The 22,675-nt window shown below is 40.4% G+C and carries 20 protein-coding genes and 2 other annotated features; of the genes, 17 read left to right on the plus strand and 3 right to left on the minus strand.

From position 1 onward, the window contains the following. Positions 1-53: 53 nt before the first annotated feature. Both rpsD and AB3Y88_RS10980 read right to left on the minus strand, forming a co-directional pair. Positions 54-662 carry a 30S ribosomal protein S4 gene (rpsD, locus tag AB3Y88_RS10975; protein ID WP_054757363.1) on the minus strand — a complete coding sequence of 203 codons (609 nt, stop codon included), beginning with the start codon at positions 660-662 and terminating at the stop codon, positions 54-56. Between the two features lie 206 nt (positions 663-868). Then, positions 869-1,348 (minus strand): GAF domain-containing protein, encoded by a 480-nt coding sequence (locus tag AB3Y88_RS10980; protein ID WP_228889680.1) that lies wholly within the window; start codon positions 1,346-1,348, stop codon positions 869-871. A 181-nt stretch (positions 1,349-1,529) separates the two neighbouring features. Between AB3Y88_RS10980 and ezrA the strand changes: the two genes are divergently transcribed. The 17 genes from ezrA to AB3Y88_RS11065 all read left to right on the plus strand — a co-directional run bounded on the left by ezrA (position 1,530) and on the right by AB3Y88_RS11065 (position 21,607). Next, a complete protein-coding gene (gene ezrA / locus AB3Y88_RS10985) occupies positions 1,530-3,242 on the plus strand; it encodes a septation ring formation regulator EzrA (RefSeq protein WP_056960931.1) in 1,713 nt (570 codons plus the stop codon). Between the two features lie 343 nt (positions 3,243-3,585). After that, positions 3,586-4,731: a cysteine desulfurase family protein gene (locus AB3Y88_RS10990; protein WP_056960932.1), complete on the plus strand. Its 1,146-nt coding sequence runs from the start codon at positions 3,586-3,588 to the stop codon at positions 4,729-4,731. Between the two features lie 28 nt (positions 4,732-4,759). Beyond that, positions 4,760-5,977 carry a tRNA uracil 4-sulfurtransferase ThiI gene (gene thiI / locus AB3Y88_RS10995; RefSeq protein ID WP_056960933.1) on the plus strand — a complete coding sequence of 406 codons (1,218 nt, stop codon included), beginning with the start codon at positions 4,760-4,762 and terminating at the stop codon, positions 5,975-5,977. 39 nt (positions 5,978-6,016) lie between these two features. Continuing rightward, positions 6,017-6,225: a binding site (T-box leader), on the plus strand. Between the two features lie 48 nt (positions 6,226-6,273). Then, entirely contained in the window at positions 6,274-8,931 is a 2,658-nt protein-coding gene (locus tag AB3Y88_RS11000) for a valine--tRNA ligase (RefSeq protein WP_228889677.1), read from the plus strand. 374 nt (positions 8,932-9,305) lie between these two features. Beyond that, positions 9,306-10,607 carry a folylpolyglutamate synthase/dihydrofolate synthase family protein gene (locus AB3Y88_RS11005; RefSeq protein ID WP_056960935.1) on the plus strand — a complete coding sequence of 434 codons (1,302 nt, stop codon included), beginning with the start codon at positions 9,306-9,308 and terminating at the stop codon, positions 10,605-10,607. A gap of 28 nt (positions 10,608-10,635) precedes the next feature. After that, positions 10,636-11,289 carry an HAD family phosphatase gene (locus AB3Y88_RS11010; RefSeq protein ID WP_054757368.1) on the plus strand — a complete coding sequence of 218 codons (654 nt, stop codon included), beginning with the start codon at positions 10,636-10,638 and terminating at the stop codon, positions 11,287-11,289. 51 nt (positions 11,290-11,340) lie between these two features. Then, positions 11,341-12,009, plus strand: a complete 669-nt coding sequence (locus AB3Y88_RS11015; RefSeq protein WP_228889674.1) for a RadC family protein — start codon at positions 11,341-11,343, stop codon at positions 12,007-12,009. Positions 12,010-12,467: 458 nt separating this feature from the next. Continuing rightward, complete coding sequence (locus AB3Y88_RS11020; protein ID WP_056960937.1) at positions 12,468-13,472, plus strand: rod shape-determining protein; 1,005 nt, start codon at positions 12,468-12,470, stop codon at positions 13,470-13,472. A gap of 93 nt (positions 13,473-13,565) precedes the next feature. Continuing rightward, positions 13,566-14,414, plus strand: a complete 849-nt coding sequence (mreC, locus tag AB3Y88_RS11025) for a rod shape-determining protein MreC (RefSeq protein WP_056960938.1) — start codon at positions 13,566-13,568, stop codon at positions 14,412-14,414. 11 nt (positions 14,415-14,425) lie between these two features. Continuing rightward, a complete protein-coding gene (mreD, locus tag AB3Y88_RS11030; RefSeq protein ID WP_054757370.1) occupies positions 14,426-14,941 on the plus strand; it encodes a rod shape-determining protein MreD in 516 nt (171 codons plus the stop codon). A 13-nt stretch (positions 14,942-14,954) separates the two neighbouring features. Next, complete coding sequence (locus AB3Y88_RS11035) at positions 14,955-15,623, plus strand: septum site-determining protein MinC (protein ID WP_056960939.1); 669 nt, start codon at positions 14,955-14,957, stop codon at positions 15,621-15,623. A gap of 1 nt (position 15,624) precedes the next feature. Beyond that, on the plus strand, positions 15,625-16,431 hold the full coding sequence (gene minD / locus AB3Y88_RS11040; protein WP_056960940.1) for a septum site-determining protein MinD: 807 nt from the start codon (positions 15,625-15,627) through the stop codon (positions 16,429-16,431). 56 nt (positions 16,432-16,487) lie between these two features. Next, positions 16,488-16,719: a binding site (T-box leader), on the plus strand. Between the two features lie 78 nt (positions 16,720-16,797). Further along, a complete protein-coding gene (locus AB3Y88_RS11045; protein WP_056960941.1) occupies positions 16,798-17,448 on the plus strand; it encodes an amino acid ABC transporter permease in 651 nt (216 codons plus the stop codon). 12 nt (positions 17,449-17,460) lie between these two features. Continuing rightward, entirely contained in the window at positions 17,461-18,099 is a 639-nt protein-coding gene (locus AB3Y88_RS11050; RefSeq protein ID WP_054757373.1) for an amino acid ABC transporter ATP-binding protein, read from the plus strand. A gap of 22 nt (positions 18,100-18,121) precedes the next feature. Continuing rightward, a complete protein-coding gene (locus AB3Y88_RS11055) occupies positions 18,122-18,961 on the plus strand; it encodes an amino acid ABC transporter substrate-binding protein (protein ID WP_228889700.1) in 840 nt (279 codons plus the stop codon). 93 nt (positions 18,962-19,054) lie between these two features. Further along, positions 19,055-20,503 carry a cardiolipin synthase gene (gene cls, locus AB3Y88_RS11060; RefSeq protein ID WP_056960942.1) on the plus strand — a complete coding sequence of 483 codons (1,449 nt, stop codon included), beginning with the start codon at positions 19,055-19,057 and terminating at the stop codon, positions 20,501-20,503. Between the two features lie 162 nt (positions 20,504-20,665). Beyond that, complete coding sequence (locus AB3Y88_RS11065; RefSeq protein ID WP_228889671.1) at positions 20,666-21,607, plus strand: alpha/beta hydrolase; 942 nt, start codon at positions 20,666-20,668, stop codon at positions 21,605-21,607. Between the two features lie 22 nt (positions 21,608-21,629). Here AB3Y88_RS11065 and AB3Y88_RS11070 read toward each other — a convergent pair whose 3' ends face one another. Next, positions 21,630-22,577 carry a hypothetical protein gene (locus tag AB3Y88_RS11070; RefSeq protein WP_228889668.1) on the minus strand — a complete coding sequence of 316 codons (948 nt, stop codon included), beginning with the start codon at positions 22,575-22,577 and terminating at the stop codon, positions 21,630-21,632. Between the last annotated feature and the right edge of the window lie 98 nt (positions 22,578-22,675).

Genomic DNA, 22,675 nt, shown 5'->3' on the forward strand with positions numbered 1-22,675 from the left:
AAGTTGGAAAAATCCAACCTTGTGCAGCTTTTTCAAAACGCTTAAGCTAATTATTAAAGTTTGTTATAGTATTCAACAATAAGCGCTTCGTCAACTTCACCTTCAAGTTCATCACGTTCTGGTAAACGAACTAATGAGCCTTCAAGCTTGTTGTCATCGAAAGTTACAAATTGAGGACGACCAACGATTGATTCGAGGGCAGCCTTAACAATTTGCAAATTCTTTGATTTTTCACGCAATGAAATAACTTCGCCGATTTTTACTTCATATGAAGGAATATCGACACGTTTACCATTAACAGTAATATGACCGTGGTTTACCAACTGACGGGCCTGACGACGAGTAGTTGCTAACCCTAAGCGATAAACAACGTTGTCCAGACGACGTTCAAGCAGGATCATAAAGTTGTCACCATGACGGCCTTCACGAATTTTACCTGCGCGGACAAAGAGGTTAGAGAATTGACGTTCAGACAAGCCGTATGTCATTCTTAACTTTTGTTTTTCACGTAACTGCAAACCATATTCTGATAATTTGCGCCGGTTGTTTTGACCATGATCACCGGGTGCGTAAGGGCGACGTGCTAATTCTTTTCCTGTACCGCTCAAAGAAATTCCTAAACGGCGGGAAACTTTCCAACTTGGACCTGTATAACGAGACATAAATTGAGTTCCTCCAATTATTTTTTTGGAGTAAAATAAGCTAATGTCCGCTTAGTATTCGTGCAGTTTATTTTACAATGTTCACTCTTGCAGCCGAAGAGGTACTGATTGAACCCAAGATTGGGGCAATAAACTGTTGACGAGCTTACCGCAGACTGCTGCATTATTTTACACAACCTCAAGTATAACCAAACTTTTTTTTGAAGTCAAGCACTGATGTACAGACCTTCAGACCAGTTGGAACGACGTGTCAGTAGTCGCGCTATTTTTTCTAGCAAAACGGTGTCTGCTTGACTAAAACGTTCCTTTTGGGGGGAGTCAATGTCAAGCACACCTATAATACGAGTTCCCTTCTTCAACGGAATAACAATTTCCGCCCGGCTGGCTGCATCGCATGCGATGTGTCCGGGGAAAGCCGTTACGTCAGCAACCCGAATTGTTTTAGCGGCAGCGAGGGCGCTACCACATACTCCTTGACCAGCTTTAATGCGGACACATGCAACATTTCCTTGGAAGGGCCCCAGGACAAGCTCATCTGTATTTTCAACGTAAAGATAGAAGCCAGCCCAATTAAGCGCTGGAAGAGAGTGATAGAGCAACGCGGCAGTATTTGCCATGTTAGCAATCGGATTAGTTTCTTCTGCAATTAGGGCATCAAGTTGCTCAAGCAGCAAGTGGTTTGTCATTTTAAAACTCCTTTAATAATGGTTATCTAGTGTATGTGTAGGTGATACTATGCTATAATTAAATAGATTTTAGACTTAAGGGAAGATTAAAGCAAGTTAAAAAGAATTAAGTGTTTTCACTAAGAAGGAAAGTCTCGGGAAAGTGGGGAACTTCTGGTGAATATTTAGGAGTGTGGACTGGATGATGCTAGTTTTGAGTGCAATTGTAATAATTGCGGTGGTGGTCTATTTTTCATTTTTCTACTTTCAACGTAGATATGCACATGAAATCGCGTTGCAGAAAGAAGAAATCAATAAGTTTACAGGTTCAACTGTACAAGAGCAACTGCAAGATGCTGAAAAAAGCAAATTAGCAGGTGAAACATTGTCTCACTTTGAAGAAACCAAGCAAGATTATCGATACATGGTTAATCATGACATGCCGGAAATCTTAGAGCGCTTGGATGAATTGAGTGTCAGCAATGAGCGTTACCGTTTTTTCGAGGTGGGACGTGAACTAAAGCTGATTGAGGCGAAAATTATAGCTGCTCAAAAACTTGAGCTGCAAACGAAAAAAGAATTAACAGCACTTAAACGGAGCAATTCTGAACATCAAAAGAAAATCAAAGAATTGGAAAAAAAGTATCAGAATTTGCGTAAAACACTCCTCGCAAAGAATTTTTCTTACGGGCCAAGTATTGATCAACTTGAAGACAGACTTGCAAGTATTGAGAAAACTTTTGATACATATACAAAGACTGCTCTTGGTGGGGACTACATCAAGTCTTCAAAGATCTTAAATGAACTGACCAAAGAAACGGTACAGCTTGAGAAAATGCTCAAGGCGATTCCACCTATTTATAGAAACTTGAAAAATGTTTTTCCGGTGCAATTAAAAGAAATCACTGCGGGCAGCCAGCAAATGCAAGGCCAAGGATATCGATTCAAAGATGATCCAGCTAAAAAGATTACTGAATTAAAGAATTTAGTAGCTGAAAGTATTATTGGGTTGACTAAGCTTGAGACAGTAGAAGCTGCTAATTATGATCAGAAGATTGATCAGGGGATTAATCAACTCTATGATGAACTGGAAGCTGAGCTCAAGGCGCGTGCACACGTTGAAAAGGGGCAACAAACTTTTTCGCAATTTGTTAAACATGCGCGCAGTAATCAGCATGAATTATTGTTAGAACTTGACCGCCTGAATCAAAATTATACATTTAATCATAATGAGCTTGCCGAGGCGCAGGAGTTGGAGCAGCAACTTAAGACGATTGAAGAAGACTTGGCTACTTTCAAAAAAGATGTCACAAAAGAAGCAGTTGTTTATTCCGAGGTGCTTGCAAAACGGAACAAACAGACCGAACAGCTCCGACAAATTGAGAAAAAACAGACGCAGATTGGAAATAGTGTTCAAGATTTATGGCAAGAAGAACAAGCGGCCAGAAATGCTGTTAAAGAGTTTGATCTTGAGATCCATCGGCTAAAACGTGACCTTGAAAAATTACATCTTCCAGGTTTGTCTAAGGAATATCTCGACTATTTCTATACTGTGAGTGATGAAATCGAAGCACTTAGTGTCAGCCTTGAAAAAACAAAAATTAATATGGAAGAAATTACTAAAGCGTTGCTAGATGTTCAAGCTGATTTAGATGCACTTAGCGAAAAGACAAATGATATTGTTGATAGTTCAGCATTGACGGAACGCGTGTTACAGTACGCTAACCGGTATCGTGTGCGTTATCCTGAAGTTGCACAGGCAGCTAATGAGGCTTACGCACTATTTAATCAAAAATTTGATTATGCTGCCAGCCTTGAAAAAATTGCAACTGCAGTTGATAAAGTTGAACCAGGAGCGTATAAAAAAATTGAAGATGGTTATTACCACACCCAAAATGGTAAGGAACAAGAGTAGCATTAAAATGCGCTCTAAAGGTAGAGCTTAATGTCAACTGCGAGTCTGCAGTCTTGTAAATGTTTTGAAGTAGAATTAAGGAATGGGACTGGGTCAAGATACTTTGGCTGAGTCCTTTAGTTTTGTCTTTTTGTACGAGTAATGGCCATTAATTGAGCAACTAGTTGCAATGCGTTTGAGATGTATTGCTGCAATGGGGAACAGTTGCTGGTCAATGAACTTTTGTTTTCATCAGAATTTGACTTTGTTTTTAGAAGCTTATATTATAGGAAAATGACTAGTAGGTTTTTGATTAAACAGGTATTTTTAGTTAATAATAAGGTAGCCATTAGGAAGGGTAGCAATGATTTATTTTGATAATAGCGCAACAACAAAAGTTGCACCAGCAGTTTTGGAGACGTACTCGAAGGTTAGCAGCAGTATTTGGGGAAATCCTTCTTCCCTGCATGCATTAGGTGAACAAGCTTTTGGCTTGTTGGAACAGTCGCGGTTACAAATTGCGAAGTTGTTAGGTGTTGCACAGGATGAAATTTATTTCACGAGTGGTGGGACAGAAGGCGACAACTGGGTAATTAAAGGGACGGCAATTGAAAAACAGATCTACGGAAAACATCTAATTACCTCAAGTATTGAACATCCAGCAGTTTTGAATTCAATGGCTCAACTTGAGAAACTTGGTTTTGAAGTGACTTATCTGCCGGTTGATCAGCATGGGCATGTTTCGCTTACTGACTTGGAACAGGCATTGCGCCCTGATACTATCCTTGTCTCAATCATGGCGGTTAATAATGAAATTGGAGCAATTCAACCGCTTGAGCAGATTGCAGCAGTTTTGCAAAATTATCCGAAAATTCATTTTCACATTGATGCTGTTCAGGGGATTGGCAAAGGGATTCAAAAGTTGATCATGAACGAGCGGGTCGATTTCGTAACTTTTTCAGGTCACAAATTCCATGCTCCGCGAGGCATTGGGTTCATGTACAAGAGACGTGGACGTAAGCTTGCACCATTAATGAGTGGTGGTGGTCAAGAAAAGAATTTGCGCAGCGGCACCGAAAATTTGCCCGCAATTGCGGCAATGGCAAAGGCCTTGCGTTTATTATTGACAGACGAACAGGAAAAAGTTGCACGCCAAGCTAAGATCAAGCAGTTTATTTATGAAAATGTAATTAAGTATCCCAAAGTAACCATGTTTTCGCAGCTCGATCAGACCTTTGCACCGCATATTTTGTGTTTCACAATTGATGGTGTGCGTGGGGAAACGATTGTACATGCTTTTGAGGAACACCAGATTTATTTGTCTACTACAAGCGCTTGTTCTTCGAAAAAGCATGTGATTTCTGGGACATTGAATGCAATGAAGGTTCCAGAAAAAATTGCTACTTCGGCGGTGCGTGTAAGTCTCGATGAGCATAATACACTGGAAGAAGCACAAGAATTTGTGCGAGTATTTGAGCAGCTGTATCAACGGTTTGCAAAAATTAATTAGTTTTTTATAAAAGAAAGGAAATACCAACGTGCAGTATACAGAAATAATGGTTCGCTATGGCGAGTTATCAACCAAAGGAAAGAATCGGCGTGCGTTCATTGATCGTCTTGGATTCAATGTCCGTGAAACACTGCATGACTTTCCTGATCTGGTGGTGAAGGCCAATCGTGATCGGATGCATATCCAGTTACATGGTGAAGACAGCAGCGCAGTTATGGCAAGATTGCAGCAGGTTTTTGGAATTCAGAATTTTTCACCTTCAATTAAAGTTGAGCGTGACGTTGAGGCGGTTAAGCAAACTGCTGTGGCAATGATCAAAGAGCATTATCAAGCGGGAATGACGTTCAAGATCAACACACGTCGTTCTGATCATGATTTTAAGCTCGACACTAATGAAATGAACGACCTTTTAGGTGGTCACATTTTGCGTACAATCCCGGGCATCAAGGTTAAAATGAAGCAACCTGATCTGATTTTGCGTGTAGAAATTCGGCAAAACGGGATCTTCTTGTCCAGTCAGACCATTGATGGTGCGGGTGGGTTGCCAGTTGGAACAGCTGGAAAAGGGATGTTGATGATTTCGGGAGGAATCGATTCACCCGTTGCGGGCTATTTAGCACTTAAAAGAGGGGTTGAACTAGAAATGGTTCATTTCTTTAGTCCCCCTTATACTAGCGAGCAGGCTTTAAATAAGGCAAAGGAACTCACAGCTAAACTAGCACCCTTTGCTGGAAGAATTAAATTTATTGAGGTTCCATTTACTGAAATTCAAGAAACTGTCAAGCATGATGTTCCGGCAGGTTATTTAATGACGGTTCAGCGCCGCTTTATGTTGCGGATTGCAGCTTTGTTAGCTGACAAGCGGGATGATCTTGCAATCTTTAATGGAGAGTCTTTGGGACAAGTTGCTTCGCAGACATTGGAAAGTATGGTAGCAATTAACGATGTGACAACTCTTCCAGTTTTAAGACCAGTCGTTTCGTTAGATAAGAATGAAATTATCGAGATTGCTCAAAAAATTGGCACTTTTGAATTGTCGGTCATGCCCTTTGAGGACTGCTGTACAATCTTTGCTCCACCGGCTCCCAAAACAAAACCCCGGTTAGAACGTGCTCGTCTTTATGAATCAAGGCTAGCGGTTGACGCTTTGATAAAGCGGGCCTTAGCTGGAGTCAAGGTCACAGAAATTAGAAGTGGCGAGAAGTTTTTAACTGAAAATAGTGATACTTTTGCAGAATTGCTCTAATACTCCTTGACGATGCTTACAATGAAAGTTATGATATCTTCATAAGCTTTGAACAAGAAGATCTTGTACTGAAGTTACCAGAGAAGAGATAATTTTTTTGCTGGGATATCTCATAACTTTTAGCAAGATGAGTAGCTTGTGAGCTGTTGCACTGAAATTAGTAAGTGTGACCGAAACCTGTTCGTTAACGAGGAAAGAGTGGGGTAAAAACCCAACTTAGGTGGTACCACGGCACAGTCGTCCTATTTTTAGGGCGGCTTTTTTGTTTTTAGCAGAGTTGAGAAAGGGTGAAAAAAATGACAAAAGAGATTTCGATGTCAACTAAATATGATCCGCAACAGGTTGAACCGGGACGCTACCAAGAGTGGCTTGATCAAGATGTTTTCAAACCAAGTGCTGATCAGACGGCAAAACCATATTCAATTGTTATTCCACCACCAAATGTAACTGGAAAACTACATTTAGGGCATGCTTGGGATACAACATTACAGGATATGTTGATTCGACAAAAAAGAATGCAGGGTTTTGATACTTTATGGCTGCCAGGAATGGATCATGCTGGAATTGCTACACAGGCGAAGGTTGAAGCCCGCTTAGCAGAAAAAGGGATTACACGTTATGACCTCGGGCGAGAGAAGTTCATTCAAACTGTCTGGGATTGGAAGGGTGAATATGCTGATATTATCCATCAACAGTGGAAGAAACTTGGCTTATCACTTGATTATAGCCGTGAACGTTTCACGCTGGATGAGGGGCTTTCTAAGGCTGTGCGGAAGGTTTTTGTAAATCTTTATCAGAAAGGCTTAATTTATCGGGGAAACTATATTATCAATTGGGACCCGAAAGCGCGGACTGCTTTGTCCGATATTGAAGTTATTCACAAGGATGTTAAAGGTGCTTTTTACCATGTTAAGTATCCCTTTGCGGATGGCACAACTTTTAACGGCAAAAATTACATTGAAATCGCCACTACTCGTCCGGAAACAATGATGGGAGATGTTGCGGTTGCGGTTCACCCGAGTGATAAGCGTTATCAGGAGCTTGTAGGCAAAATGTTGGTCTTGCCTTTGCAAGGACGTCATATTCCAATTATTGCTGATGAATATGTTGATCCTGAATTTGGAACTGGGATGGTTAAAATTACTCCAGCCCACGATCCTAACGATTTTGGAGTCGGAAATCGCCACGACCTTGAGCGTATTAACACCATGAATGAAGACGCAACAATGAATGAAAATGCAGGCAAGTACGAAGGAATGGATCGTTTTGAGGCACGTAAGGCCATTGTCAAGGATCTTGAAGATGGTGATTATATGTTAAAAATTGAACCAATCGTGCATAGTGTTGGGCACTCAGAAAGAACTGGGGTACAGGTTGAAGCACGGCTTTCAACACAGTGGTTTGTGAAAATGAAACCTTTAGCTGAGGCAGCCCTCAAGAATCAAAAGACAGCTGCACGGGTTGATTTTGTGCCTGAGCGGTTTGAACATACTTTTACGCAGTGGATGGATAACATTCATGATTGGGTAATTTCACGTCAGTTGTGGTGGGGGCATCAGATTCCAGCTTGGTATCATAAAAAGACTGGGGAAGTCTATGTTGGTGAAGAAGCTCCTGCAGATCTTGAAAATTGGAAGCAAGATCCAGATGTGTTGGATACCTGGTTTTCAAGTGCGCTCTGGCCATTTTCTACAATGGGGTGGCCTAATGAAGATGCACCTGATTTCAAGCGCTATTTCCCAACTAATACGCTGGTCACAGGGTATGATATTATCTTCTTCTGGGTCTCACGCATGATTTTCCAAAGCCTTGAATTTACGCAAAAACGCCCATTCAAGCATGTTTTAATCCATGGTTTAATTCGTGATGAACAGGGACGTAAAATGAGTAAGTCGCTTGGAAATGGAATTGACCCAATGGATGTCATTGATAAATATGGTGCAGATGCATTGCGCTGGTTCTTATCAAATGGTTCTGCGCCTGGTCAAGATGTTCGCTTTAGTTATACCAAGATGGATGCAGCTTGGAATTTTATCAACAAGATTTGGAATGCAAGTCGCTTTGTGATCATGAATCTCGCAGAAAATACTAAGGCACAGTTGCCCGCAAAAGAACAGTGGCAATTATCGGACAAATGGATTATCAGCAGACTTAATCAAACTGTAGCTGATGTGACACGTTTATTTGAAAGCTTCGAATTTGGAGAAGCAGGGCGGGCCTTGTACAATTTTATCTGGAATGATTTTTGCGATTGGTATATCGAAATGGCAAAAGAAGACCTTAATGGTCAAGATGAGCGCTTAAAGAAGAATACACAAGATATTTTGTGCTATGTATTGGATCAGACCTTACGTTTACTGCATCCAATTATGCCATTTGTAACTGAAAAGATTTGGTTAGAGATGCCACATGAGGGGGCTTCGTTGGTAACGGCAGCTTATCCAATTGTACATCCTGAATATGACAATCCGGTTGCACAGACACAAATGGAGAATTTAATTGAATTGATCAAAGCTGTTCGTAACAGCAGAGCTGAAGCTAATGCACCAATGTCAAGTGCAATTGATATTTTTATTAAAACCAAAAGCGATGAGACCAAGCAGATTTTTGAGACCAATACTGAATATATTGAACGTTTTTGTCATCCAAAGAAGCTTGAAATCGGAGCTCAGTTAGTTGCACCAAAATTAGCAATTACTGCAGTCATTACAGGTGCCGAAGTTTACTTGCCATTGGCTGATCTGGTTAACCTTGATGAAGAGTGTGCACGGCTGCAAAAAGAAGCTGAGAAGCTTGCTGGCGAAGTGGCACGTGCAGAAAAGAAACTTGCGAATGAACGCTTTGTTGCAAATGCTCCTGATGCAGTAGTTGAAAAGGAACGCCAAAAACTGACAGATTACAAAGCTAAACTGCTTTCTACTAATGAACGGATTAAACAGTTAAAAAATAATTAATAGTACTAGGATAAAGGGATTAACAATGAAATAGCAGGCGTCTGCAAAAGCCTGTCATAAGAGAGAGTGTGTGACATAAGTCGGGAAAATTTGAGTGCTAATTCGAAGTTAGACGGAGAATTTTGGCTTATGGAACACGTTTATCCGGAATAAAAGAGGGGCTGTGACAAAATTTAATTTTTGTCACAGCCCCTTCCTTAAATTTTGCAGTTGGAACTTAATGTTTCAGAGTTTGCGCTCACTTTTTGCGGTGCAATTGAGCATCTCTAATTTTCTAGGGAGGTCATATTCACCGGCAACAATAAATGAGTTTTTTGTTATTAAAGCGTTTTTAGGGTAAAATAACAGGTGTGAGAGAAAGGTTGGACAGCTAGATGTTGGTAAAGAACTATGCAGAGGCACTTTCATTTATTCATGGCAGAACAAAGTTTAAGAAAAGCCCGACATTGCAAAGAATGCAGCGCTTTGTTAAGGCGCTAGGACACCCAGAAAAGCAGTTTCCTATAATTCATATTACTGGTACAAATGGTAAAGGTTCGACCGTTGCTTTTTTGCGTGAACTCCTACAGCAGCAGGGATTAAGAGTTGGAACATATACGTCTCCTTTTATTGTAAAATTCAATGAAAGAATTGAGATTGATGGGAAAATGATCTCTGATGAAGAAATTGTGTCTCTAGTGAATCAGGTCGGCCCCGTTGCGCTGCAATTGGATCAGCAGTTGGCCGCTGCCGAGGGCGGTCCAACTGAGTTCGAAATTTTGACTGCAATGATGTTCGTTTACTTTGCAAAAGCCCAGCTTGATCTCGCATTGATTGAGGTTGGAATTGGAGGGACCTTTGATTCAACAAATGTAGTAACTCCACTTCTTTCTGTGATTACGACTGTTGCCTATGATCATACAGAATTATTGGGGCCAACGATTGCTTCAATTGCACAGCACAAAGCAGGAATCATCAAAGAAGGCTGTCCAGTTGTGGTAGGAAATGTGCCAGCACCAGCTTTAAAAGTGATTCGTCAAAGGGCAGCCACTTTGAATGCTCCGCTGTATATTTTTAATGAAGACTATCACGTCCAAAGATTGGTGAAAAGCAGTTGGGGAGAAGACTTCTCTTATGCCGGTCTTGGAGAACGCTTTGGAAAGTTGCACACAGATTTAGCTGGACATTTTCAAGTCGAAAATGCTGCGGTTGCTGTGACAAGCTATCTGGTCTGGGCACACCAAAATCATAGCGTAATTAAGCGCCGTGAAGTGCAAGCAGCGCTGGGGAAAACATGCTGGCCAGGTCGGTTTGAACCTGTTAATCAGGAACCATTGATAATTCTTGATGGTGCTCACAATCAAGCTGCAATCGATGAATTAGTTTTATCACTCAAACAGGACTTTCGAGGACGACATGTCTATATTTTGATTGCGATACTGGCAGATAAACAACCGCGTGAAATGCTGGCTGAACTGGCACAGCTCGCTAATACGACGGTGATTGCTACAACTTTTAACGGACCCCGCAAAGTCGCAGATGTGCAAGCAATGGCAGCAAACAATCAGCTGATTCAATATGAAAAGCAATGGCAGCCAGCACTTGTGAAGACTGTGCAGCAAATGTCAACTGATGATGTGTTATTAGTAACAGGATCGCTTTATTTTATTTCAGAGGTCCGTCAATTTTTTAAGTAAAAAATACTAAAAATGAAGGAGAATTGCAATGAACTTAGATCTGGTTATTTTTGATATGGATGGACTCGTCGTGGATTCTGAAAAAATCTATTATGCTGCTAATCAGCGCGCAGCGGATGAGTTAAAAATGAATTATTCACTTGCATATTATCGACAATACATTGGCACTGGTACGCAAAAAATGATTAATGCCATGACTCGAGATTATGGCAGTCGCAGTTTGGTTGAGCAGTTTATTGATTTGAGTCATGAATTTGTGTTCGATGTCATCAAAGAAAATGGCTTACCCCTCAAAAAGGGTTTCTTGGAGCTTAGCACATTTCTTGCCCATCATGGTGTAAGAAAAGCACTAGCTTCTAGTAATGATCGCACTGCAATTGATTTTTTCCTGCAAGCAGCCAAAATTGACAATCAATTTGAATATATTGTCTCAGCCGATGATGTGCAGCATTCCAAGCCAGATCCTGATATTTTTGAACGGGCATGGACGTTAGCGGGAACTCCTGCAAAACAAAAAGCACTTGTGCTTGAGGATTCTTTTAATGGGATCAAGGCTGCTTTTAATGCCCGAATTCCTTCAATTATGGTTCCAGACTTGATGCCGGCCACAGCTGAGGTTAGTGCACAAACATTGGCAGTTCTGCCAAACTTGGCTGAAGTTAAAACCTTCATCCAAAAGTAAGCAGAGCTTCCCCGAAACACGTATTTTAGTGTAAAGGGAGGTTTTAGTTTGTTGACCAATAGAATTGAACCTAGTAGCTTACTTAAGCAGATTGAAAACTATACCGCAGGCAGTCTAAGCGATCATGAACTTTTGTTTTTGTGTTTGAATTTTTTCTTAAAAAAAGAAATGGCTGCCAAAAAGGTTGAACTTTTTTTTAAACAGTATTCCGATCTTAGACAATTGCGCTATTTAACTGAGACGGAGCTGGCTGTTCTCTGGGGGAATCCACAACTGATCATGGTGACAAAAATTTTGTGCGAGCTTGCCATTCGACTTAGACGCTGTCCTAAACTAACCTTGGGGCGCATTTATACCAGTCAGGAGATTGGCAAACGAATGGTGGCTGAACTTGGAATGCTGCAGCAAGAAACTCTGCAAGTGATTTTGTTGGATATTAAAAATCAGATTTTAGAAAGTCGTTCGGTTTTCAAAGGGACGCTCGATGCGGCAACGGTACATCCGCGCGAAATCTTCAGCTTAGCGTTGCGTTACCATGCAGCGCATATCATGGTCGTGCATAATCATCCTAGCGGAGATCCTACGCCCTCGCAAAATGATCTTAAGTTAACGAACAGATTACGCAAATGCGGTGAAATTATGGGGATCAATCTCTTAGACCATTTAATTGTGGGGTCGGTTCACTATCTCAGCATGCGTGAGGAGAAAATTATAAATTAGTTATTCTGCTATTTCTTGTTCAAGGTGTAGGGATATGCTAAAATTCTGATAGTTGGAAATAAGGATGTGTGAAGATGCTAACAGAGAAAGTCCGGTCTTTTACTAAGGATATTGGCTGTGGTTTTATCACTGCAAAGATGAGGACAGAGAATTTTTTTATTCACAATAGTGGAATTAAAACAGCAAAAAGTCATTAGCTTGGAAGAAGGACAAAGAGTGGGATTTATCGTGGCAGTCGGTAAAAAGGGCCCACAGGCACTAAAGATTGTTTTACTTGATTGAAACATTGTAAATAATTGGTTAAGAATGTAGCTGAATTAGGACTTTCAGGAACGATTTAAGTATGCTTGAATAGTAGCTAATTTGGACTAAACGAGAGCATGCAAGTATGATATAATACGTGTATTGCGAAAGAGTCATCAGTTTTAAAGATGGCCAATGTGAAGGGATGAAAAATAGTGTTCGGAATCGGAACTAAGAATATTGGAATCGACTTGGGAACTGCCAATACGATTGTCTATGCTGAGGGCAAAGGCATTGTGTTGCGCGAACCATCAGTCGTAGCTAAAAATACTAAAACCGGAGAAATTGTCTCAGTAGGTTCTGAGGCACGTGATATGATCGGAAGGACACCTGCCAGCATCGTTGCGATTCGCCCAATGAAGGACGGAGTAATTGCTGATTATGATACCACGGTAGCAATGATGAAGTATTATATTGATAAGGCTTTAGGTCATAAAACTGGCAAGCCTTATGTTATGGTCTGTGTACCAAGCGGAGTGACTGAAGTTGAAAAACGAGCGGTCATTGATGCTACCCGAGTTGCAGGTGCGCGTGATGCTTATGTAATTGAAGAGCCATTTGCTGCTGCAATCGGTGCCGGGCTCCCCGTGATGGACCCAACGGGAAGTATGGTTGTTGATATCGGTGGTGGGACGACAGATGTTGCAACAATTTCTCTTGGGGGGATTGTTTCAAGTCGTTCAATCAGAATGGCAGGCGACAAGATTGATGATGCCATTGTTTATTATGTCAGACAGCACAATAATCTGTTGATTGGGGAAAGAACTGCCGAACAACTTAAGATGGACGTTGCATCTGCTTCAGTTGAAGCTGCCAAGGAGTTGGATAATCAAACTATCCGTGGACGTGATTTGGTTAGTGGATTACCTAAGACAATTGAAATTGAGGCAGTTGATGTCGCAAAGGCTATTCAAGAAGTCATTCAAGAGATTATTTCGGCGATCAAGGAGACCTTAGAAGAGACCTCTCCAGAAATTGCAGCCGATGTAATTGACCATGGAATCGTATTGACTGGTGGTGGTGCTCAATTGCGGCACTTACCTGAAGTAATTTCCGATGCAACCAAAGTTCCTGTCTTTATTGCTTCTGAGCCACTCGACTGTGTTGCAATTGGTACTGGTGAATCTTTGAAGAGTATCGATGTTATGAAGAAAAAATAATAGTGGCGCTTAAAAAGTATCGTGTAGGAGGTTGGGGATTAGTTATCCAACCTCTTAATTTTTGATACAATTTTAACTTTAGTGGAGGGAACTATGCAAAGATTTTTTTTCAATAAAAGACTCATCATTATATTGGTGTCACTGATTATCGGTTTTTTACTAATAGCATTGTCGATCACTGTCCGAAATAATAAGGCGACACCACCACTTGTCCAGCAAATTGGAAATGATGCTGTGGGAATTGTGGACCGGGTAGTTGAGTATCCAGTTGCATTTGTTAAGGGTGCTGGCGGGACAGTCTCAGATCTTTTGAACACTTACAGTGAAAACCAAAAGCTCAAGCAACAGGTTGATAGTCTGGCAACCCAAAAGGCAAGTGATGAAGCGCTGCGTAGAGAAAACTCCCAGTTAAAACAACAGCTTAAGCTTAACAAATCATTGACAGATTTCAAGAAAATTTCTGCATATACGATCAGTAGAGCGCCTTCTTCATGGCAAAATCAGATTGTTATTAGCAAAGGATCGTTGGCAGGTGTGACAAAAAATGCCGCTGTTTTATCTGAAAAGGGCTTGGTCGGGAGAGTTGTCGAAGTTAATAAAACCAACAGCAAGGTTGAACTTGTGAGTTCTACGAATGATTCCGCTAACCGTTTTGCAACTCAGATTCAGACTGACTCAGGAGTAGTTAATGGTTTGATAACTGGTTACAACAGTGACACTAATCGACTATTGATGGGGCAGATTACCTCGCAAAAGAAGATTAAAAAAGGTGATCAGGTGATTACTTCAGGAATGGGTGGAAATTCACCTAAAGGAATCTTAGTAGGTACAGTTGTTAAGGTTGCAAAAGATGACTATGGATTAGCCTCAAAAGTTGAGCTCAAACCAGCGGCTGATTTAACGAACTTGGATGTTGTGACTGTTGCGAAGCGTACGGATTAGAGGGTGAGAAAATGAGAATTTCAAAAATGCGTTACTTTTTCCCACTAGGTTTGTTTCTCGGTTTATTTTTGGATGGAACATTCAGCAATCTTTTTTCAAAACAGATGTTTTCCACTAATTTTTCAATTGAAAGCCGTCTTTTCGTTTTATGGTTGGTAATGTGTGTATGTTTAGGCGAGGTTGAACACTCAATGTTTTGGGCAGTTTGTGTAGGTTTTGTCTTCGATCTGTATTACACTGGAATTATTGGTCCATTTGTAATGATTGTTCCGCTGATTGTTTATTTAACGAAAATAATGTATAGCTTTTTTAAGCCTTCGTTTATTGTGGTATTATTAATATACTTGATAGATATTGCTCTGTTGACCCTTTTATTTTACTGGATAAATGTAATGATCGGCTTTACTAACAGTTCATTAACAAGTTTTATCAGTACAACACTGGGACCAACGCTAGCATACAATCTCGCTGCTTTTGTGATTTGTTACTTCCCACTGCAGCGCTTTATCGAGACTTTTTCAAGATGAATGGAGTGTTAAAATGCAGAGTGTTGTTTTAAAAGGGCATCAGGATGGCTACGTGATCAACTTAAAAGCTGATGCAAAATTTGTTGATATTTTGCGTGAGTTGACCGAACTTTTTGAACAGCTGCAACAGGACAAAAAAATGGATAGTGAACCGCTTTCTTTTAACATCACAACGGGGATGCGTCTGCTGGATGCGACCGAGAAGCAAAAAATTGAGGAAATCGTCAGTCGCTATCCGCTGTTTTCGATACATAAAATTACTTCCGAAGTGATGCGTGTTCAAGATGCACTTGAGATGATCGAAAGCAAGTCAATTCACTTGAATGCCAATACTATTCGTAATGGTCAGGTCGAGCATGTTAAAGGTGATGTCTTGTTCATCGGGAATCTGCATCAAGGCGGCATGCTGCGGGCAACCGGAAATGTCTTTTTGCTAGGGCGTTGTGAAGGTATCGTGCACGCTGGTTATCCTAGTAATGCAGAAGCAATCATTGTCGGAAATGTGCACGCAGCACAGCAGGTTAGGATTGCGGATGCTGTGGCAATTGTTGCACAAGAACAAGTTGCGGATGATGAAGGAACAGTGGTGTATGTGAATGATCTGCATGTTTTAGACTACACTAAGCATACAGAGGTTAAGACCATTCGACCAAAGCTATTTGCACGTATGGGAGGATATTAAAATGGGGAAAGCAATTGTTGTGACTTCTGGAAAGGGTGGTGTAGGTAAAACTACGACCACCGCAAACTTGGGAACGGCCCTCGCACTTTCAGGTGCAAAAGTGTGCTTGCTTGACCTTGATATTGGCCTACGCAACTTGGATGTAATTCTTGGCCTTGATAACCGTATTATTTACGATATTGTCGATGTGGCCAAAGGACGTGCGAAGCTGCACCAAGCGTTGATTAAGGATAAACGTTTTGAAGATAAGCTTTTTCTCTTACCGGCAGCTCAAAATGCTGATAAATCGGCCTTGGCACCCGAAGAAGTGCAAAAAATAGTTGCGGAGCTCAAACCAGATTTTGATTATGTGCTACTCGACTGTCCTGCAGGCATTGAACAAGGATTTGTGAATGCCGTTGCAGGGGCTGATCAAGCCATCGTGGTTTCTACACCTGAAATTTCTGCAGTCAGAGATGCTGATCGTGTAATCGGACTGTTGGAAAAGCAATCGTTAAGCGAGGCACCACAGTTGATAATCAACAGGATTAGAACGCATATGATGAATGATGGGCAAGCTATGGATATAGATGAAATCACGCGTCATCTTTCGATCAAACTTCTGGGAATCGTTTTTGATGATGATCAAGTGATTAGTACTTCTAACAAGGGAGAACCAATTGTTCTTGATGAACATAATCCGGCAGCGCAAGGTTATCGCAATATTGCACGCAGATTGCAAGGCGAAACAGTTCCGTTAATGAATCTTGAGTCTTTCGAAAAACAAGGTTTTTTCAGCCGCTTGAAAAACTGGTTTGGCAAAAAATGACATTGACTTTTTAGAGTATTAATGATAATTTAAAAATAATTAATTATAAAGAATTCGTAAAGACAATGAACAGAAGAGTAGGCAATTTCTGAATTCAGAGACTATCTGGTTGCTGTGAAGATAGAGAAGGAATGGTTGAACCACGTCTGCAAGTTAGTGACTTGAAGTATTAGTAGGGTTGCTCGGTGTAAAGACCGTTAACAATTTGAGTTTTTTAAACTCGCTGAGGCTATTTTCGTGAGAAACTAGCAAGTTGAGGTGGAATCGCGCTTTTCCTGTGCCCTCTTGGATATTTTTAGGTATCCAAGAGGGCTTTTTGTCGTTACAATGCGCTTAGATTTTAAATAAATTGAGGGAGTTGAAAGAATGAATTATATTTTTGAAGTCTTGCCTTCTTTGCTAGAAGGTGCAAAATTAACACTTGAAATCTTTTTTTGGACGTTAGTGGGTGCACTTCCGCTGGGGCTACTCGTGGGACTTGGATTAACTTCTAAGTTTACGCCACTGCGTGCAGTGCTACGCTTTTACGTCTGGTTGATGAGAGGAACCCCGCTTTTATTGCAGCTGATCTTTGTTTTCTATGGCTTGCCTTTGATCGCTAATGGAGTTTTAACCTTGCAGCGATACGATGCTGCACTTTTTGCTTTTATTTTGAATTATACTGCCTATTTTGCAGAGATCTTCCGGGGTGGTTTACAATCAATTGACCGGGGTCAATATGAAAGTGCAAAGGTTTTACGCTTATCATATTGGCAAACAATTCGCAAAGTTGTAACTCCTCAGGTCATTAAGATTGTGCTTCCTTCAATTGGAAATGAGGTCATTAACTTAATTAAAGACTCCAGTTTGGTTTATGTAATTGGCCTAGGTGATTTATTACGGGCAGGCAATATTGCAACAAGTCGCGACGTTACGTTAACTCCGCTAATCTTAGTAGGAGTAATTTACCTGATATTAACGGCCTTGTGCACATATATCTTACGTAAATTAGAGCAGCATTACAGTTACTGGAGATAGGAGGCCAAGTAAATGTTAGAACTTAAAAATATCACAAAGCGGTTTGGAAAACGCATAATTTTAGATAATGTGAATTTGTCACTTGAAGACGGTAAGATTCTCTGTGTTGTTGGACAATCCGGTGCAGGCAAGACTACATTGCTACGCTGTGTGAGTGGGCTTGAAAAGCCAGACAGTGGACAGATTCTGGTGGACGGCAAACAGATTGATCCTGTTAGTACAAAAAATGAAGATTCAGTGATCGGTGTTGTTTTTCAGGAGTTTCAGTTATTTCCTCATTTGAAGGTCCTAGAAAATATTATGTTAGCGCCTGAGCTAGTTTTAAAAAAATCAAAGGCAGAAGCCAGAAAGCAAGCGTTGGTGCTGTTGGAGAAGTTATCACTAGCGGATAAAGCAGACTTATACCCGTATCAGTTGTCAGGTGGGCAGAAACAGCGCCTAGCAATTGCACGTGCATTAGCAATGAAGCCTAAAATTCTGTGTTATGATGAACCAACTTCTGCACTGGATCCTGCCTTGCGTGATGCTGTTAAGGATCTCTTATTGGGCCTCAAGAGTGAAGGAATGTCACAAATTGTTGTTACACATGATATGGAGTTTGCACAACAGATTGCAGATAAGATTCTTAAAGTCGAAGCTTTAAAGAAATAGTTGCGGAAGAGGGATTGGCATGATGAAAACTAAAATTAAATTGACTCTGTCTGCACTATTAGGTTTGTTCTTGTTGACGGTTTTGCTGACTGGCTGTACGAATGTACGTGAACGCGCGAATACCAGAGATACGTGGAAAACAGTCCAAAAAAGAGACAAGGTAATTATCGGGTTAGACGATAGTTTTGTTCCAATGGGGTTTCGCGAAAAAAATGGACAACTTGTAGGTTATGATATCGATTTGGCACGTGCAGTTTTTAAGCGCTATGGAATTAAGGTTGACTTTCAAACGATTGATTGGTCGATGAAAGAAACCGAGCTGAGAAATGGCACAATTGATCTGATTTGGAATGGTTATACTAAGTCACCTGCACGTGAAAAAAACGTTGCTTTTAGTAAGACTTATTTGAAAAATGAACAAATTCTGGTAACAAAAAAAGCTAATAATATTAAAAATGCAGCCGCGATGCAAGGCAAGGTCCTTGGCCTGCAGAGCGGATCTTCAGGGTATCAATCATATACCGATAGCCCCAAACTTTTAAAAAATTATGTAGGTAGTTCAGTGCAGTATGATACATTTAACAATGCCTTTATGGATTTGAATGCTGGCCGAATTCAAGGATTATTAATTGATAGTGTGTACGCAAATTATTACATTAAGCATCAAACTCAGGCAGCCGATTATGAAAAAACGCCAATTGGATTTCCAAAAGAAGACTTTGCAGTGGGCATGAGAAAAGGCGATCAGACGTTGCGTCGTAAAATTAATCACGCTTTATATGAGCTTTCAAAAAATGGGACTTTAAAGAGGATCAGTGAGAAGTGGTTTGGTGTCGATAATTCTGTCAAAGTAGGGGAATAGCATGACAAAAAAGCCGATAAAGTGTAAACTTTTAACTAGATCTTAAACTCTGCACTCTAGGAGTAATTTGGAAACACCAAAGAGGTGGGTAAGTTGTCGTATGTTAATTTAGCACTGCAGCTCATTTTTGTTGCTAACCTTGTTGCAGCAGTTATTACTGTTTTTAAAGAAAAACGTGAAATTGCAGCCACTTGGGCTTGGTTGCTTGTTTTGGTGCTGTTGCCAATTATTGGTTTTATTTTATACTTATTTGTCGGAAAAAAATTGCCCCGCAATCAGATTTATGATATTCGGACACAACAACAGATGGGAATCGACCAGTTAGTTAAACTCCAAAAAGAACAGTGGAATGAAAAGGAATTGCTGCCGGCTGACGAAATGTCTGATACTGCGCGCGAAATGGTCCACTTGTTTTTGGAAACAGACAGTGCAATTTTGACCAAACATAATCATGTTGAAATTATTATTGATGGTCAGGAAAAATTCCGGCGCCTTTTTGCAGATGTAAAAAATGCAAAAGATCATATTCACGTGGAATATTACACTTTTTATAACGATAAAATTGGTAATGAATTTTTGCATTTATTAGAGGAGAAGGCACGTCAGGGAGTTAAAGTCCGCGTCATTTATGACAGCTTTGGTTCACGCGGGACTACGAAGCGCTTTTTCGAACGTTTGGAAAAATTGGGAGGAGAGGCAGAATCATTCTTTGGTGGACATCATTCCTTTTCCAACTTTCGCTTGAACTACCGCGACCATCGAAAGTTAGTAATTATTGATGGCCAAATTGGGTACATCGGTGGATTCAATGTTGGTGACCAGTATCTTGGACGCAGTCCCAAATTTGGTTACTGGCGTGATACTCATTTGAGAGTTGTCGGCAATGTTGCAGAGGCGATGCAATCACGCTTCTTTATGGATTGGAATGCTACGGTTCCCCAGCGCCGAGTAGATTATCAGGAGAATTATTTTCCTTTAATCCATCGCCAGGGAAATACGAGTATTCAAATTGTTTCTAGTGGACCGGATAACGAGGTTCAAAAAATCAAGTTGGGATATATCAAAATGATCAACAATGCTACTGAGTATGTTTTGATTCAAACACCATACTTGATTCCTGATGATTCGCTGCTTGAAGCCCTTTCGCTAGCAGCTTTTTCTGGAGTGAAAGTTAAGATTATGATTCCTGCGAAACCAGATCACGCCTTTGTGTATCGTGCAACGCAATATTATGCCAAAGCATTGCTTGAAAACAATGTGGAAATTTATCGTTACAATAATGGATTTTTACATTCAAAAACCTTGGTGGTCGATGGAAAGATTGCATCTGTGGGGTCAGCTAATATGGATTATCGCAGTTTTAAACTGAACTTTGAAGTGAACGCCTTTCTATATGATCAGGAACTTAGCACACAATTACGTACCATTTTTGAAAACGATATGCTGCATTCAACTAAGTTGACGATTGCTGATTTTAATGCACAATCATACTGGCTGAAGTTTAAACAGTATTTTTCACGATTGCTTTCACCTATTTTATAAGCAGCTTGTTAAAGATTAAGTGCAATAATTCAGAGGCTTTGTGGGTCGACCTCAGAGTGGATGTAGCCTTAAAGGGCTATTCAGGATTTGAAGTTGATGTATAAAGCCTTCTGTTTATCTAGAGTATTAAAAAAGTGATTTTTAGGAATCAAGGAGACTGAAGTGAAAAAGAAATCAAAAAGAATAATAGTTGGCGGGCTCATCATAGTTTGTCTTTTGCTGGCAGGGACAATTACTGCTGCAAGTGCCTATTTTTATTATTTTGCTTTTGAACCGCAAAAACCGCTCAATGGGAAATTGCCGCGTAAAAAGCAAGTGCGATTGGCTGCAGACCAGAGATGGTTGAAAAATGAAAGCCAACAAGTCTGGACTGAAACAGCAGCTACCCAAAAGTTGAAATTGAAGGCTTTTTATCTTCCAGCAGAGCACTCCAGCAAGCAGACAATCATTGTTGCCCATGGCTATCAAGAAAATCATCGCTTAATGGCTAGTTATATTAGAATGCTGCATAACCAAGGATACAATGTCTTGGCACCTGATGATCGCGGTGCAGGTCAGAGTCAGGGAAGTTATATTGGATTTGGCTGGCCTGATCGCTTGGACTATCTTAAATGGATAGAATTGCTAATTAAACGCCAAGGCCAAGAGGTGCAAATTGGGTTATTCGGTGTCAGTATGGGCGCAGCAACTGTTATGATGACCAGTGGTGAAAAACTTCCGCGGCAGGTTAAGGCAATTATAGCAGACTCAGGATATTCAAGTATTACAGCTGAATTAGCCTATGAATTAAAAGCACGCTTTGGTCTACCCAAGGAACCTTTGATTACTACCGCTGGATGGTACAGTCTCCTCAAAAATGGATTCAATTTTAATGATGGCAATACAGTCCGCCAGTTGCATAAAAACCAGTTACCACTTTTCTTAATTCATGGCCAAGCAGATAAATTTGTTCCCACACGTATGGTTTATCAAAATTATACATCAACACGTGGAATTCGACGGCTCTGGGTAGTGCCAAAAACAGGGCATGCCATGGCGTATTACAATTACCCAAAAGAATATACGCAAAAAGTCGAAACCTTTTTTAAAGAATATTTGAAATAATTTTCAAAGTCTAACGTGAGGATCATCTTTCTAAAAAGATAATCCTTGCTGGCCGTAGATCATCTTTTAGCTCTTTAAGTGCATTTTCATCCAAAAAGGTCAAACTTTTGTTGAAATTACCAGAAGCTGTCCACTGATATTTCCCCGCTGTCAATGCCTTTGCTTGAAGTGTTGGATCAAGATAGTCGATTTTTTGCGGAGTACTGTCTTGCGTAGGGTCAACGAGCAAAAGTGCTGCCGCAGTATGCGTGTCCTTTGAAGTTAAAAGCACTTCTTGCGGATAGAAGAAGTGGATTAGGTGAGCAAAGTTAGGAGTCCAGATAAGCGCTTTTTCATGGCTGGTAGCTATTTCATTAAAATGCTGTAGCCTTTCTGGATTCCAGGGTGAAAGTACAAGCTTAGCACTTGGGTGCAACTGACTAATCACTTTACCAAAGTGTTTTTGTATTCCGTTTTCACTAAAGGGCTGCTGTGAAGCGTTCGGTTGGCGCATCTGTGAATTAAGAATCAGGGCTGCCAGTTGCAGTTTACGGGCCACTTTTTTCCACGTTTTTATTCTTTTCTGATGCGCTCCATTTTGAGTAAAGCCTGCACAATAAAGTATATTTGTGTTTTTTTCTGAAATAAAGACGGTTAATGCACCATATAAAGAATCATCATTTTTGTAGACGGTGATCGTAAATTCGGCAATTTTTTGCGGATATTCTTCAGGTAAAATTTTGAGGTGTGCTGTTAGCGGAGGTATAAGATTAAAGCGCTGTAATTTTTGCAGTAAAGTAAAAAAGTCAAAGCCGACAAAAAAAGTTTCATCATCTTTTGCCTGTAAAAGTGCCTTTAAATTGCCGTCTGAAAAGCAGGTAAGCATGATTTTTTTGCGACTGACAACTTGGTTGACATCAATTTGAAGTGAATTTAGCAGTAGTTCACTTGGTTCAGACTGGATGAAAGTATTGAGATTGGAGTATTTCATTAGAAAACCTTCTTTATTTTTAAAATGTGTGCTGCGGAAACTTGCTTCCGGGTTGAGGCAATAAAATTGCTTCTTAATTTAAGTTGCGTACAATATAA

This window comes from Liquorilactobacillus satsumensis (assembly GCF_964065465.1).
GTDB lineage: Bacteria > Bacillota > Bacilli > Lactobacillales > Lactobacillaceae > Liquorilactobacillus > Liquorilactobacillus satsumensis.